This is a genomic window from Brevibacillus halotolerans, from assembly GCF_026891775.1.
Taxonomy (GTDB): Bacteria; Bacillota; Bacilli; order Brevibacillales; family Brevibacillaceae; genus Brevibacillus_B; species Brevibacillus_B halotolerans.
Map to the genome: position 1 here is coordinate 1 of NZ_JAPTNK010000025.1, position 13,869 is coordinate 13,869.

Sequence of the window (13,869 nt, forward strand, 5' to 3'; positions counted from 1 at the left end):
CGCTGTCATACAGGGGTTCGAATCCCCTACGGGTCACCATTTATCTGGAGGATTAGCTCAGCTGGGAGAGCATCTGCCTTACAAGCAGAGGGTCGGCGGTTCGATCCCGTCATCCTCCACCATTTTACTTTTATATTGTCGCGGGGTGGAGCAGCTCGGTAGCTCGTCGGGCTCATAACCCGAAGGTCGCAGGTTCAAATCCTGTCCCCGCAACCAAAATATGGAGCTGTGGTGAAGTTGGAGTTCACGCCGGTCTGTCACACCGGAGGTCGCGGGTTCGAGTCCCGTCAGCTCCGCCATCTTTTAAAAAGATGGTAGTATGAAAAAGCATATTTGCCGGTGTAGCTCAATTGGTAGAGCACCTGACTTGTAATCAGGGGGTTGTGGGTTCAAGTCCTATCGCCGGCACCACTTATACATGGGGAGATAGTGAAGTGGCTAAACACGGCAGACTGTAAATCTGCTCCCTCAGGGTTCGGCGGTTCGAATCCGTCTCTCCCCACCATGTATGAGCCATTAGCTCAGTTGGTAGAGCATCTGACTTTTAATCAGAGGGTCGAAGGTTCGAGTCCTTCATGGCTCACCATTTTTTTATGCGGACGTAGCTCAATTGGTAGAGCGTCGCCTTGCCAAGGCGAAGGTCGCGGGTTCGAGACCCGTCGTCCGCTCCATATATGTGCCCTTAGCTCAGCTGGATAGAGCGTTTGACTACGAATCAAAAGGTCGGGAGTTCGAATCTCTCAGGGCACGCCATATTTATTTCATATATCGGGAAGTAGCTCAGCTTGGTAGAGTACTTGGTTTGGGACCAAGGTGTCGCAGGTTCGAATCCTGTCTTCCCGACATTTTTATTTTGCCGGGGTGGCGGAATAGGCAGACGCAACAGACTTAAAATCTGTCGGGAGTAATCCCGTACCGGTTCAAGTCCGGTCCTCGGCACCAATATAATGTGCGGGTGTAGTTCAATGGTAGAACTCCAGCCTTCCAAGCTGGTCGCGTGGGTTCGATTCCCATCACCCGCTCCATTGAAATAAGAGATGACCATAAGAAAAGAGTGCCCTTTTAAGGGCACTCTTTTCTTATATAGTGGGCAATTAACCTAACTAATGGCAGATGATCATAGTTATTATCAACGAATTTATTTAGTGAAAAATATTAATTACTAACGAGTTTTTGGATATGAGATATTAGATCATTGAAATAAAAAGCACATCATTCCAGCTGTAAAAGAAAGAAGCTGAGATGATGTGCTTTTATAGAATAATCAAGCATAAAATAAACCAGATTATTCATTTTTGCATTGATTTGAGGTCATCTATTTTATCTGGAGTAATGGTAAAAGACTACTTTATTATTGAATTTACATAGGTAAGCGAATAAAAAAACGTGTAGATGTGCGATTCGATTCACAATAAATACTGCCATTATGTTTTTCAATAATGTTTTTGCAGATCGATAATCCGATACCAGTGTTATCGTCTTTAGTGGAAAAGAAGGGTTGGAAAAGCTTCTCTACAAGGTCCTGAGGTATTTCGTCTCCATTGTTTTCGACCATGATAGTAAGACTATCTGTATATCTGTATGTAGATACCTGTACATGCTTGTACGCGTTTGAACTAACGGCATCAATAGCATTGTTTAATAAGTGAATAAGTACCTGAGACAAACCTTCCTTGTAGCAGTATAAATCACAAGGCTCTATACGCATAAGTAATGTAACATTCTCAGCATGCAAACGGGGTGTTAACAGTATTTCCACCTCATGAAGTAAATCAGTCAATGAAACCTTTTTATATGTTTCATCTAATATAGGTTTCTTGCAAAAGCTTAGAAAGCCTGTAATTTGCCGATGAAAGCTGTCAAATTCATGTAAGACGACCCGTACATAATTCTCCAAAACATGGTTTCCATCTGTGCTTTCTAAAATTAATTTAAGAAAGCCTTCTATAGCACAAAGTGGGTTTCTTAACTCGTGAGCCATATTAGCTGCAATCTTATCAAGCATTTCTAATTTATCATTATGTAAATAAGAAATGGTTTCTTCCTTTTCATTTAATTCATTTTGTACCAAATCCTCATAGTTTTGCACAGCTTGGTATAAGGCTTCATCAATCAATATCTTTAATCTTTTTTCCATGAAGGAGAGCTCTTGAGAAGAGATGAAATGGAGTCGCATATTTGCTTGGATTTCACCCATATATACATGATAGAGTATTTGAAATGTTTTTAAGGCTAAGGACAAAGGAAGCTTTTCAGACCAAAACCAGTTGCCTATTTCATAAGAGGATTCCCGAATGTCTTCTTCATAAGCATCACGCATAAGTAAAAGTGAGATTAGGTAGCAAGGTTTCTCAGCCAATTTTCTAGGCAATGTTACCCGATGGGGATGAAAGAGATCCTCTAACTCATCTAACCATTTATCCGTAATTGTAGGTACTAGCGTTACTAAAAATTTAGAAATTTGCTCATATGTGAGCAATGTAACATCGACCATTACACCTTCACCCTCCTTCATCCTAATCAAGAATACAATTATTTTCAAGCAAAAAATACCCAATTCGTCATAAAATCGTAAGTCAAATTCCGACAAAAGTGAGAGACTTGCGTAAAATGAAGTCAGGTGGTATAACGTTGGCATGTGAGAGAAATGGAAGGAGAATAAAGAATGGGCAAATAACGTAATGATAGTAATAATAGTAAAAAAGAAAAGTGCGAGTCAGATTCGACATTGATCTGCGTGACATCATGTGATGGAGATAACCTCGAATGAAATTGACACTGCTACTGCTGCTCACACTAGATGGGGAGAAACCATGGAAACAAATACTCTAGTCGCTTTATTTCATATTTTTATTATCGATGTGGTTCTAAGTGGAGACAATGCTGTTGTTATCGGGATGGCCTGTCGTGGGCTTGCGCCGATTGATCGAAAGAAAGCAATTCTGTATGGTACGTTAGGTGCTATCATCTTGCGTGTATTACTTACGGTTGTAGCTACTTGGATGCTGGCTATTCCTCTGGTAAAAGCAGTGGGGGGAATTATGCTACTCTACATCTCGCTTAAATTGTTAGGAGGAGATGAGGACACTAACGAGGTACAAGTTAGCAAAAGCAGTGGACAGGCAATCAAAACGATTATTTTGGCTGATTTTATTATGAGCTTAGATAATGTATTAGCTGTAGGTGGTGCTGCCGGTGGCGATGTTATCTTAGTGGTGATCGGTCTTGCTCTGAGCATTCCCTTATTGATGTTTGGAAGCAATCTAATTGCTAATCTGCTGGATCGTTATCCCATCCTTTTATATGTTGGGACAGGTATTCTGGCTTATACAGCTGCTCATATGTTTTTGGATGACCCTTTTGTCCACGAGAGAATAGCCTCTTATCTTGCTATTCCTAATCAGGCTATTGCTGGTATTATTGTCATAGTCGTGTTATTGCTTGGAAAATGGCGTAGTAATCGAATATAGAAGGACAGGCTAGGAGTGTTTGTTATCCTAGTCTGTTTTTTTTTGTGCACAAAGAGTAGTGTATGCTGTGTAACATTCATTTTTCATGGAAGCCACAGGGAAATTTTGATCTTGTAAGCATAAATGAAGGTTTGAAATACCTGAACTACTAAAAATAGAAAAATAGCCCCAGATCATTGCTTGTAGTCATTTATACCAGGAAATCGAACATAAAGATGGTAGTATCACGATGGACAAGTTAATCTTTACCCAACCTAATAGGAAAACACCTTCGATACTTTTTGAGGGAAATGGTGATACTAACAGAGATTTTGCAAAAAAAATACTGGAGAAAAGTGAAAAGGAGGCAAGTTCATTGAATGTAGCTATGCTCACCCTATGGGGAATATGGGATAAGATTTATCACTGCTGCAGAAGACTACATTATATTCAACGAGAACAGAATATCTTTCGCTATACGATCCTTCCATACAGTGGAGAAAAGCTGGAAACGAAAAACGGCTATGTCATTCAAAAGGGAGACCTGGTTATCCGGTTGCATATCCATAATTATTTGTTAGCTAAACGTAGCAAAGGAATACACAGTGATGTACAAATTGGATTAGCGTTAGTTCGTGAAGTCAAAAGGTCTTTGCCTCAATTAGCGAATGTGGTGAAGTCTCATCCAAAGGAGCGAGAGATTAAAGGTATTGTGGGTACAACATTGTTATTTAAAGGCAGTGGACAACTCGGATTTTCTATATCTCCTGTTCCAGACATTTGGTATTTTCGATTTAAACGCTGGTACCTCACTTTATTAAAAATAGTGATGCATCCAAGTGGAAGAAAGGCACCTACTTCAATGGAGCCACTAACACGTGTATATATGGCAAAGGAAGAATTACTCGACCGATTTTAACCCATAGAAGCTTGCCAATCATTGTATAGCCATAATTTACTTTTTCTAATTCCTACAGGATAGCTAAATATTTATGTTAGAAAACATAGCAGGTTGGGGAAAACTGCTAGTTTGAAATGAACGATTTTGTACCATTCTACCTCGTAGAAATGGCGAAATGGAATAACGAAAGCATCTGTTCAACTAAAAGGATATAACAATATTTTTTAGTAATACTAAAATTTTCATAAAAGAAAAAGGAGCAATCAACTAAGCAATTACCAAGCTTTTGGTTAAAAATTGGCAGGAATACAGCTAACGAAATTCACACATAGTAAACTTACAAAGCTGATGAAACGATGTAACAGTCATTTGGAAAAAAGATTATTTATTCCTACAGGTATGGTTAGTAGCATTGAAAATATAAGGGGAGTCTTTGCATTTTGAATGCTGCTAACGAAACGTTGGTAGCCAAAAATTTAGATTGGAGTGACTAGATATGCCAAACAACAACGGATCTAGCAACAACCTTCTGGTACCTCAAGCAAACCTAGCTCTTGACCAATTGAAATACGAAATCGCTTCTGAATTTGGTGTTCAACTTGGCCCAGACACAACTTCTCGTCAAAACGGTTCTGTCGGTGGAGAGATCACAAAACGTCTTGTAAGCTTTGCTGAGCAACAATTAGCTGGACGTTAATAATTAAATAGCTGGATGAAGAAGGCGCCTTCATGGGCGTCTTTTTTTATAGAAAATGTCATGGGACTGTTGATCAGGGGAATGGAAACTTTTGTGCCTTGAAAAAGCTTAGGTATTTAATAGAATGGAGAATGAGGCTTATCAACATGGATTGCCACACTTACTTTTGGAGGTTGATGAATGTTACGGAAAATGTTAATTGCGTGTATGACATGTTTGTTCGGAATGCAAGTAGGAGTTATACAGGCAGCAGAAAAAAATGAATCCCAGCAAGAAGCGACTTCTACAAACGAAGAGGAAACGAATACAGATAGATCAGAAGAAAATGATGAGTCTAATAAGAATGGGTCTGAAGATTCAGAACAAAACTCGCTAAAGGACATTGCTGGTCACTCGGCTGAGAAGGAGATTACTTCTTTATATGATAACAAGGTTATTTCTGCCGCAGATGGACTTTTCCGTCCAAATGAAGAGATTACCATGGCCGAATTGATTGTCCTGCTTTTGAAGAGTAAACAAATTGAGCCGACTACTGCTGGAAAAAGTAGCTTTGGTGACGTATCTATACAAAATTGGGTGGCTCCCTATGCAGAAACAGCTTTTCGTCTAGGTATCATTCAGGGAACCGTAGAGAACGGGAGAAGAGTGCTTAATCCCAATGACTTAGTAGAAAGACAGGAACTGATTGCTATTCTAAATAGAGCAAGCGGTAAAAGCGGAGAAGTAAATAATGTAAAATGGTCAACAACCTATCAGACATTAAAAAGCTATCCGGACAGTCAAGATGTTCCTATATGGAGTCAAAGAGAATATGCATATGCCCTGCAAAACGAAAAAACTCAAAAAGCCTTAAATGGAAAGCTGGAGCCTGAAAGGAAGGTAACTCGGGCAGAAGCCGCTAGTCAGGTATTTTACTCCGTATTTTTACCTGATAAACAAGAGGCTTCATTAAAAAATACAGCTCCTGTGGAGTTTCCTTATAAACGTGTTCTACAGGTAAAAACTACGGCCTATGACTTCACGAATGGACCCACGAAGGGTTACCTTGGTTGGGACCTACGCGAGGGGATTGTGGCTGTTGATCCTTCTGTCATTCCGCTTGGAACCCACTTATTTATCGAGGGCTACGGATATGCGGTAGCGGCTGACATAGGATCGAAAGTAAAAAAGAATCATATTGATTTGTTCATGACTTCTCCTCAAAAGGCGAGCGCTCATGGAATTAAGCAAGCTAAGGTGTATATCTTGAATTAACTGGTCATATTTGCCTCCCAAATCGCTCATACTACAAAAAGCGAAGGGGGGCTTTTTTCATGAATTGGTTTTTAGGATTACTAGCTGTACTTTTTTTTCTATTGATCATAATAATGATTACCCCAATAAAAATTTTTCTTCATTATCATCGAAAACAGGAACATGATGTTTTAACCATACATATCCGAGTTTGGAAATTGATTAAAATCAATTATGAGCTACCCATGATTAATCTCACCTTCAATAAAAATAACCAGCCTGAAGTAGAGGCTAAAATAAAGAAGAAGGGCGATGTTGTATCCAATACGGAAAGGAAAAAAAGTATTGATACAGAGGATGTCGATCGATGGTTGCATCGGGTTCATGAATTGGTTGAACGTGTTCAGGATTTTTACCCAATCCTCTGCCAAGCTCTTCGTCATGTGTATTGTGAAAAATTACAATGGCAAACCACAATCGGGGTAGGAGATGCAGCAGCTACCGGAACTCTGACCGGTGTCATTTTAGGAATTAAAAATATGCTGGCATCAATGCTCTCTTATTACATTTCTTTGCAGGAAATGCCTCGTATTAGCGTAGAGCCTATGTGGAATGCTACTATCATCCGAACCGAACTTTCTTGTGTTCTTTTCTTTCGGGTAGGACACGTTATTGTTGCGTTAGTTCGTATCGTAATTAAAATGAAGAAAGGGAGTGCGAGGAAATGGCAGATCACCCCATACAGGGCTTAATGAAGACCACCATGGAAAATTTAAAGCATATGGTGGACGTCAATACCATTATTGGTGATCCGGTTGAAACACCGGACGGCAGCGTTATCTTACCCATTTCTAAAGTAGGCTTTGGTTTTGCTTCTGGGGGTAGTGAATTCAAGATTGCTGGAGACCATCATCCTGATCACAGCCATCCGTTTGGTGGAGGTAGTGGTGGAGGTGTGTCTATTACTCCAGTTGCTTTTCTGGTTGTGGGTAAACAAGGTGTTCGTTCTATCCCACTGGAGAATTCGACCCATTTATACGATCGTATCCTAGATTCGCTTCCGCAAATTGTGGATAAGTTCTCAGGAATGTGTAATAGTAAGAAAAATCAAGGCGAAGAAAGCTGTTCACATACTGGAACATATACACATCAAGTGCATGAGGACCTAGGGGATTTGCTTGATAAGCAATAACATGTGGATAGTATCACTGATAAAAAAGAGCCGTTGGGGAAGTATCTCCTCAACAGCTCTTTTTTCACTGTATGATTATTGTTCTAATTCAACTAACAGATCTCCTACTTCAATACTGTCTCCTTCATTGACGTGAATAGCTTTAATTGTTCCGTCAGCAGGAGCTTGAAGGGTAGTCTCCATTTTCATTGCTTCACTTACAATTAAATTATGTCCACGGGAGATGGAATCGCCTGGTTTTACTAATACTTTCAGGATTTTACCTGGCATAGAAGCTCCAATATGACCTGGATTTTTACGATCAGCCTTTAAGCGTACAGAGGCTGATACTTGTGCCGATAGATCACGTACTGTAATAATTCGATTTTGACCATTCAAATCAAAGTTTACTTTACGTGTTCCATCAGGTAGCACTTCTCCAATATTGTTTAGCTTAATGATTAGGGTTTTTCCTTGTTCAATCGTAACAGAGGTTTCTTCACCTAAACGCAAGCCATAGAAGAAGGTGGATGTTTCCAAATTAGACAAATCACCATATAACTTGGAGGTTTGTTCATATTGTAGGAACACTTGTGGATACATGATGTATGATAAGACTTCCAGATCATCCACCTTACGCTCCACTTTTTCTTCTACCTCTTGCTTTACTTTGTCAAAATCAATAGAGGAAAGCAATTCACCAGGTCTGCATGTAAATGCTTTTCGTCCTTTTAAAATAATTTGTTGCAGCTTTTCTGGGAAACCGCTAGGAGGCTGCCCTAGATAGCCTTGGAAGAATTGAATGACACTGTCTGGGAAATCAATTCGATCTCCTTTTTCATAAATATTTTCTTCATCCAAGTCATTTTGGACCATGAACAAAGCCATATCACCAACTACTTTGGAAGACGGTGTTACTTTTACAATATCGCCAAACATTTTATTGACAGTGCTGTACATTTTCTTCACTTCGTCCCAGCGACCTTCTAAGCCAACAGCCTTTGCTTGCTGTTCCAAATTAGAATACTGGCCACCTGGCATTTCGTGTTGATAAACCTCAGCACTAGTGGATTTCATATCACTGGCAAATCCCTGGTACATCGGACGGACATCTTCCCAATAGTCGGATAGCTTATTGAAGCCGTCTAGATCAAGCTTTGTATCCCGTTCAGTTCCTTCAAGTAGAGCGACAAGGGCATTGAGGCTTGGTTGAGAGGTAAGACCAGACATTGAGCTTACAGAAGCATCTACAATATCTACCCCTGCTTCAATAGCTTTAACCAGCGTAGCACCACCATTACCAGAGCTGTCATGTGTATGCAGATGGATAGGAATCCCGATCTCCTGCTTTAAAGCATGGACAAGCTGGTAAGCAGCATATGGTTTTAAGAGTCCGGCCATGTCCTTGATCGCAAGGATGTTAGCTCCTGCCTTTTCAAGCTGCTTGGCAAGCTCTACGTAATAGGATAAAGAGTATTTGGTGCGATTTGGATCAAGAATATCGCCTGTATAGCAAATGGCTGCTTCAGCGACCTTGCCTGATTCGCGTACAGAATCAATGGCTAGCTCCATGCCAGGCAGCCAGTTCAGGCTGTCGAAAATACGGAATACATCAATACCATTCTCAGCAGATGCTTTAATAAATGCCTTAACCGCATTGTCTGGATAATTGGTGTAGCCTACCGCATTTGCTCCGCGCAACAGCATTTGGAATAGGATATTGGGAATTTTTTCGCGCAATAAACGTAAGCGTTCCCAAGGTGATTCACTCAAGAAGCGCATGCTGGTATCGAATGTTGCACCGCCCCACATTTCCAAGGAGAATAAATCTCCGCCCATTTTACCCGTTGCTTCGGCAATCGCAAGCATATCATAGGTACGCACTCTTGTAGCAAATAAGGACTGATGGGCATCACGGAAGGTAGTATCTGTCAGTAACACTTTATTTTGGGCCTGAATCCATTTGGTTAAGCCTTCAACGCCTTCCAGCTCCAAAATTTGTTTTGTACCGGCTGGATAAGGCTGATCAAACGGTGTTTTTGGCACGCGAGGAGAATGAAATAGCGGCTTCTCCTCCTTAGATAGCCCAGGGTAGCCATTAACTGAGATATTTCCAATGTAATTAAGCAATCGTGTACCACGGTCCTGCACACCCGGGAATTTGAATAATTCCGGCTTCGTATCAATAAAGGATGTATTGTAATTACCGGATAAGAAATCAGGATGTGTTACCACGTTTTTCAAGAATGGTAGATTGGTTTTAACACCGCGAATCCGAAACTCTCGTAAGCTACGGAGCATTTTGCGCGAGGCTTGCTCAAATGTATTTGCATAGGTGCAAATTTTAACCAGCAGGGAGTCGTAGTATGGTGTAATGACAGCCCCAGGGTATCCGTTATTTCCATCTAAGCGCACGCCGAATCCTTCACCAGAACGCCAAGCCAGTAATTTTCCAGCATCAGGAATAAAGCCGTTTTCTGGATCTTCGGTTGTAACGCGACATTGGATGGCATAGCCGCTCATCTTAATGTCATTTTGGGAAGTAATACCGATTTGCGGATCGCTTAAATGCAAGCCCTCTGCTACTCGAATTTGGGTTTGTACGATATCGATGCCAGTAATTAGCTCCGTAATCGTATGTTCTACCTGAATTCGTGGGTTTACCTCAATAAAATAGAACTTATTATCCGGTGTAAGTAAGAACTCAACGGTTCCAGCGTTCGAATAACCAGCGGTTTTCATTAAGGTTAGAGCCGACTGACAGATTTCTTCACGTAGCTCATCAGAGAGTGTTGTACTTGGTGCTACTTCAACGACTTTTTGATGTCTGCGCTGAATAGAACAATCGCGCTCAAATAAGTGGACTAGGTTACCATACTGATCTCCTATGATTTGTACTTCAATATGTTTTGGATTCTCAAGATATCGTTCCAGATAAACCTCTGCGTTACCAAAAGAAGAGTTGGCTTCTGAACGGGCTCTTTCCAAGCCTTCCTGCAATTCTTCCGGTCCTCGAACAATTCGCATGCCTCGACCGCCGCCGCCAGATACCCCTTTGATAATGATAGGGAAACCTGCTTGGCGCGAAAACTCCAAGGCTTCATCCAACGATTCGATGGACTCTTCTGTACCTGGAATGACGGGGATACCAGCCTCAATTGCCAGTTTCCGGGCTTCTACTTTATCGCCAAATCTCTTGATTAGATCGGAAGAGGGACCAATAAAAATAATTCCTTCTTCCTTACAACGACGTGCAAACTCTTCATTTTCCGATAAGAAGCCATACCCAGGATGGATAGCATCGATATTGTGTCTTTTCGCAATCTCGATGATTCCCTCGATATCCAGATAAGCTTCAATCGGGCCTTTTCCCTCACCAATTAAGTAAGATTCATCGGCTTTGAATCGATGAAGTGAAATATTGTCTTGCTCAGAGTAAATGGCAACAGTACGGATTGATAACTCAGTAGCGGCACGGAAAATACGAATTGCAATTTCTCCGCGGTTGGCTACTAGTAGTCTTTTAATTTTTCTCTGCTCCATGATTTTTCTCCCCTATCGTAATATAAGTGGTAGGTAAACATCTCTATCATGTGCTTTCTTTCCATGATACAGAAAAACACCTGTATTTACATTATTTTTCGTACCATTTTTTCTTGCCTTTTCAGCTAATGAGACAAATTCGTGACTTTATCTACAACTATACCCAAAAAAGGGAGTTTTGAACAAAACGATAAAGAAGTTAATTGTTTGATTTGGTAAGTATGATCGGAATAACTAAATTAGAGAGGAAACCTACTTTTCTTCTCCTACGAAACATTATAAAATAGGTTAGCGTTGAACAAAAGAATCATAGATTGCACAGTTATGGTAATGTGAATAGGAGAATACACAATATGAAACTAATGATCGTGGTGGTGGTTACCATGTTGATTAGCTGTGTAGAAACGGTCTCTTATGCTGCGAGGCTTTCTGGTGCGCGCACAGGGAAAATTGGCGCTTCTACTTCGCTTTTCAACATATTGGTGTTATTCGCCCGGTTTGCTGTTATGAGCCAGTCCATTCTGTTGGCCTCTATGCTTGAAGCTGTTACACGCTTTAAGGATAAAATTCCACTCATGAACTACGAGGAATTAATCAACGATTTGTTACTAAATTTTCGTATTGTTCTGTTCGGAATGAGTATGGGCATTGTGCTGGGGATGTTTCTGTTGCCTACCGTTGCACGTGTGCTGGCCATTGGTACACGTAAATTGGATAAGCATGGCAGTGTTCCTAAAATTTTTCGTAGTGAAGGCATTCTGCGTCTATTTTGGAAAATGCCCTCTCAATTTTGGATTCCATCGTTTCGAAATAATTGGCAGATTATAAAAGAAACCCGCATCGGTGTTAATTTCTTTTGGATGAATGCCGTTATTTTTTCTTTTTATTCCATTGCTATCCTATCATCGCTGTATGCAGGGGTTCTTGTACCTGATCATCGCACGGTAGCAAACCAAATGGCTACGGTCATTAATGGAGTAGGAACCATTTTATTGGTTATTTTTGTTGATCCGATTTGTTCAAAGCTGCTTGATGATGTAGTTAGTGATGCACGACCTTATAGGGATCTAAAGGTTACGGTTTTTCACCTCGGTGCTGGACGGTTAGTCGGTACGGTAATTGCACAAGTTTTACTATTTCCATTTGCCTACTTGATATCACTGATTGCACCACATATTTAGTAAGGAAATAAAGAAGAGAACTGGCATGTACAATGTGGTTTGTAACGGCGCAATTCCTCTCGAAAATGGGGAATGCGCTTTTTTTGTTGTTTTATCTAGGATGAAATCTGCGATGTACAGAGAAAATTCTGATAGACGTGAAAAAAGGCAGTAATCAGGGGAATTTTTAAAGAGTAAATAAATTCCTGCCTATGTTAGATGCTGTAAGACGGATGATAAAATTAAATTGATCTAATCCTGATATGGACGGTGTATTCTGCATGAAACGGTTTACCGCTTCTTTTTTTTGTCCAAAATGGGGAGAGGAGGGAATCATATGGACCTGCTAAGAAGAGAGCCAGTGGAGATTTGGAGATTACTTATTCCACGAAAACAGTGGTTATTTGCTCAAGATACTGATCCGAGTGAATTTATTTTTGGCTATCGAGATAAAGTATACGTGGTTAACGAGAACGGTTCTGTGATTTCACTGCCTAGACCCCTACATATAGAGCGGATGAGCGTTGTCCAACTACTCGATTTAATGGTGATGGGTTCAGGGACATTTGATTATGATGATAATGGTATTTTTGATGTTGGCGGAGTGTTAAAGGATATGGGATATATGGCGGCTATCGGATCGGAGAAGCACGATTATCAGATAGAGATTGTTAATACACTTGATCCTGATAAGATGATTAGCATCTATGTACTAAAGGGTATAAGCTTTACTTTTGCCCTCTATCACGCTATCCTGCGATGTCATGAGTTAAATCTGAAAAGTGACGGGCTATTTGAACATGAGGTTAAAGAAATTGTAAAAATTGAACCTAGAAAATATAAACCTAAACGCTATTTACATTAAGAATTACATTTTTAAACTTTTTGATAGTGAAAAGTTTAAAAAAAACATGTATGATAATTGTACTACATAGTTACAAAGTTAGAGGAGGGTTACCTATGTCTGCAATTGAACGTCAAGGTGTCGTTACTTTTAAAGATCAACCAGTTACACTACTAGGCCCAGAAATTAAAGTGGGAGATACAGCTCCTGAGTTTTCCGTGCTTGCAAACAACCTAAGCCCAGTTACACTGGCTGATTCCAAAGGCACGATTCGTCTGATTTCTGTAGTGCCATCCTTAGATACAGGTGTTTGCGATCAACAAACTCGCCGTTTTAATGAAGAGGCAGCTAAGCTAGACAATGTAACAATTTTGACCGTTTCTGTTGATTTGCCATTTGCGCAAGCACGTTGGTGCGGAGCGGCTGGCATTGATAAAGTTCAAACGGTATCAGATCATCGTGATCTTTCCTTCGGTTTGGCTTATGGCGTAGTTATTAAGGAACTTCGTTTATTGTCCCGTGCAGTATTCGTAGTAGATTCTAATGATAAAGTTGTTTACGTAGAATATTTGCCAGCAGTAGGCCAGCATCCTAATTACGAAGCAGCAATTGAAGCGGTAAAAGCAGCAAAATAAGGAAAGAGCATTTGCGGTTTCTTTATTCATAAAGGAAATGAAAAGTCCTCTCGAATTAGAGAGGGCTTTTTTATGGTTGAAAAAGTTAAGTACAGTAAAAAAATTTAGCATTTAAGAATAAAGATTTTAAATGGTTTTTTTGCATGAATAATTGATAACAATTGGTAAAATTATTGACTTTTATAGATGTGCTACCCCATAATATGGATAAAATTGTTTTTATAAAATTTAAATTT

Annotated in this window: 11 protein-coding genes and 11 tRNA genes; 20 read left to right on the forward strand and 2 right to left on the reverse strand. The window is 40.2% G+C overall.

The features are described from left to right. Positions 1 to 46 precede the first annotated feature (46 nt). The 11 genes from O0550_RS21925 to O0550_RS21975 all read left to right on the forward strand — a co-directional run bounded on the left by O0550_RS21925 (position 47) and on the right by O0550_RS21975 (position 1,025). Positions 47 to 122, forward strand: a tRNA-Val gene (locus O0550_RS21925). A 17-nt stretch (positions 123 to 139) separates the two neighbouring features. Then, positions 140 to 216: transfer RNA gene (locus O0550_RS21930), tRNA-Met, on the forward strand. A 6-nt stretch (positions 217 to 222) separates the two neighbouring features. After that, positions 223 to 299, forward strand: a tRNA-Asp gene (locus O0550_RS21935). A gap of 36 nt (positions 300 to 335) precedes the next feature. Then, a tRNA-Thr gene (locus O0550_RS21940) sits at positions 336 to 411 on the forward strand. A gap of 9 nt (positions 412 to 420) precedes the next feature. Continuing rightward, positions 421 to 505 (forward strand) — tRNA-Tyr (locus O0550_RS21945). A 5-nt stretch (positions 506 to 510) separates the two neighbouring features. After that, positions 511 to 586: transfer RNA gene (locus O0550_RS21950), tRNA-Lys, on the forward strand. Between the two features lie 9 nt (positions 587 to 595). Next, positions 596 to 671: transfer RNA gene (locus O0550_RS21955), tRNA-Gly, on the forward strand. A gap of 5 nt (positions 672 to 676) precedes the next feature. Beyond that, positions 677 to 753 (forward strand) — tRNA-Arg (locus O0550_RS21960). Between the two features lie 16 nt (positions 754 to 769). Continuing rightward, positions 770 to 843: transfer RNA gene (locus O0550_RS21965), tRNA-Pro, on the forward strand. Between the two features lie 12 nt (positions 844 to 855). Then, a tRNA-Leu gene (locus O0550_RS21970) sits at positions 856 to 942 on the forward strand. 9 nt (positions 943 to 951) lie between these two features. Then, a tRNA-Gly gene (locus O0550_RS21975) sits at positions 952 to 1,025 on the forward strand. Between the two features lie 335 nt (positions 1,026 to 1,360). On the opposite strand, the gene O0550_RS21980 is transcribed toward O0550_RS21975, so the two are convergent. Next, positions 1,361 to 2,494, reverse strand: coding sequence for a sensor histidine kinase (locus O0550_RS21980; RefSeq protein WP_035318224.1), 1,134 nt, complete (start codon positions 2,492 to 2,494; stop codon positions 1,361 to 1,363). Positions 2,495 to 2,750: 256 nt separating this feature from the next. Between O0550_RS21980 and O0550_RS21985 the strand changes: the two genes are divergently transcribed. From O0550_RS21985 to ytfJ, 6 genes are all read left to right on the forward strand, one after another. Continuing rightward, a complete protein-coding gene (locus tag O0550_RS21985) occupies positions 2,751 to 3,470 on the forward strand; it encodes a TerC family protein (protein WP_003340164.1) in 720 nt (239 codons plus the stop codon). 355 nt (positions 3,471 to 3,825) lie between these two features. After that, positions 3,826 to 4,368 carry a YkoP family protein gene (locus O0550_RS21990; protein WP_035318268.1) on the forward strand — a complete coding sequence of 181 codons (543 nt, stop codon included), beginning with the start codon at positions 3,826 to 3,828 and terminating at the stop codon, positions 4,366 to 4,368. Positions 4,369 to 4,846: 478 nt separating this feature from the next. Continuing rightward, entirely contained in the window at positions 4,847 to 5,047 is a 201-nt protein-coding gene (locus tag O0550_RS21995; protein ID WP_003338677.1) for an alpha/beta-type small acid-soluble spore protein, read from the forward strand. 180 nt (positions 5,048 to 5,227) lie between these two features. After that, positions 5,228 to 6,301, forward strand: a complete 1,074-nt coding sequence (locus tag O0550_RS24435; protein ID WP_276565091.1) for a 3D domain-containing protein — start codon at positions 5,228 to 5,230, stop codon at positions 6,299 to 6,301. Between the two features lie 59 nt (positions 6,302 to 6,360). After that, the gene (locus O0550_RS22010) at positions 6,361 to 7,032 is read left to right on the forward strand and encodes a DUF2953 domain-containing protein (protein WP_096888125.1); all 672 of its coding nucleotides are present in this window, start codon (positions 6,361 to 6,363) and stop codon (positions 7,030 to 7,032) included. Next, positions 7,005 to 7,472, forward strand: a complete 468-nt coding sequence (gene ytfJ, locus O0550_RS22015; protein WP_003338680.1) for a GerW family sporulation protein — start codon at positions 7,005 to 7,007, stop codon at positions 7,470 to 7,472. Before O0550_RS22010 ends, ytfJ begins: the two co-directional genes overlap by 28 nt. Before the next feature lie 75 nt (positions 7,473 to 7,547). Here the strand turns inward: ytfJ and pyc are convergent, their stop codons facing one another. Continuing rightward, positions 7,548 to 10,994, reverse strand: a complete 3,447-nt coding sequence (gene pyc / locus O0550_RS22020; protein ID WP_003340154.1) for a pyruvate carboxylase — start codon at positions 10,992 to 10,994, stop codon at positions 7,548 to 7,550. A 353-nt stretch (positions 10,995 to 11,347) separates the two neighbouring features. On the opposite strand from pyc, the gene O0550_RS22025 reads away from it, so the two are divergent. The 3 genes from O0550_RS22025 to tpx all read left to right on the forward strand — a co-directional run bounded on the left by O0550_RS22025 (position 11,348) and on the right by tpx (position 13,633). Beyond that, complete coding sequence (locus O0550_RS22025) at positions 11,348 to 12,175, forward strand: lipid II flippase family protein (RefSeq protein ID WP_022586471.1); 828 nt, start codon at positions 11,348 to 11,350, stop codon at positions 12,173 to 12,175. Positions 12,176 to 12,491: 316 nt separating this feature from the next. After that, on the forward strand, positions 12,492 to 13,019 hold the full coding sequence (locus O0550_RS22030) for a hypothetical protein (RefSeq protein WP_003338684.1): 528 nt from the start codon (positions 12,492 to 12,494) through the stop codon (positions 13,017 to 13,019). 95 nt (positions 13,020 to 13,114) lie between these two features. Beyond that, positions 13,115 to 13,633 carry a thiol peroxidase gene (tpx, locus tag O0550_RS22035; RefSeq protein ID WP_003338685.1) on the forward strand — a complete coding sequence of 173 codons (519 nt, stop codon included), beginning with the start codon at positions 13,115 to 13,117 and terminating at the stop codon, positions 13,631 to 13,633. Positions 13,634 to 13,869 lie beyond the last annotated feature (236 nt).

Coding starts and splice junctions, on each gene's coding strand:
- O0550_RS21995 (WP_003338677.1), top strand. CDS start 4,847: ATGCCAAACAACAACGGATCTAGCAACAACCTTCTGGTACCTCAAGCA.
- O0550_RS21985 (WP_003340164.1), top strand. CDS start 2,751: ATGGAGATAACCTCGAATGAAATTGACACTGCTACTGCTGCTCACACT.
- O0550_RS22025 (WP_022586471.1), top strand. CDS start 11,348: ATGAAACTAATGATCGTGGTGGTGGTTACCATGTTGATTAGCTGTGTA.
- ytfJ (WP_003338680.1), top strand. CDS start 7,005: ATGGCAGATCACCCCATACAGGGCTTAATGAAGACCACCATGGAAAAT.
- tpx (WP_003338685.1), top strand. CDS start 13,115: ATGTCTGCAATTGAACGTCAAGGTGTCGTTACTTTTAAAGATCAACCA.
- O0550_RS22010 (WP_096888125.1), top strand. CDS start 6,361: ATGAATTGGTTTTTAGGATTACTAGCTGTACTTTTTTTTCTATTGATC.
- O0550_RS22030 (WP_003338684.1), top strand. CDS start 12,492: ATGGACCTGCTAAGAAGAGAGCCAGTGGAGATTTGGAGATTACTTATT.
- O0550_RS24435 (WP_276565091.1), top strand. CDS start 5,228: ATGTTACGGAAAATGTTAATTGCGTGTATGACATGTTTGTTCGGAATG.
- pyc (WP_003340154.1), bottom strand. CDS start 10,994: ATGGAGCAGAGAAAAATTAAAAGACTACTAGTAGCCAACCGCGGAGAA.
- O0550_RS21980 (WP_035318224.1), bottom strand. CDS start 2,494: ATGGTCGATGTTACATTGCTCACATATGAGCAAATTTCTAAATTTTTA.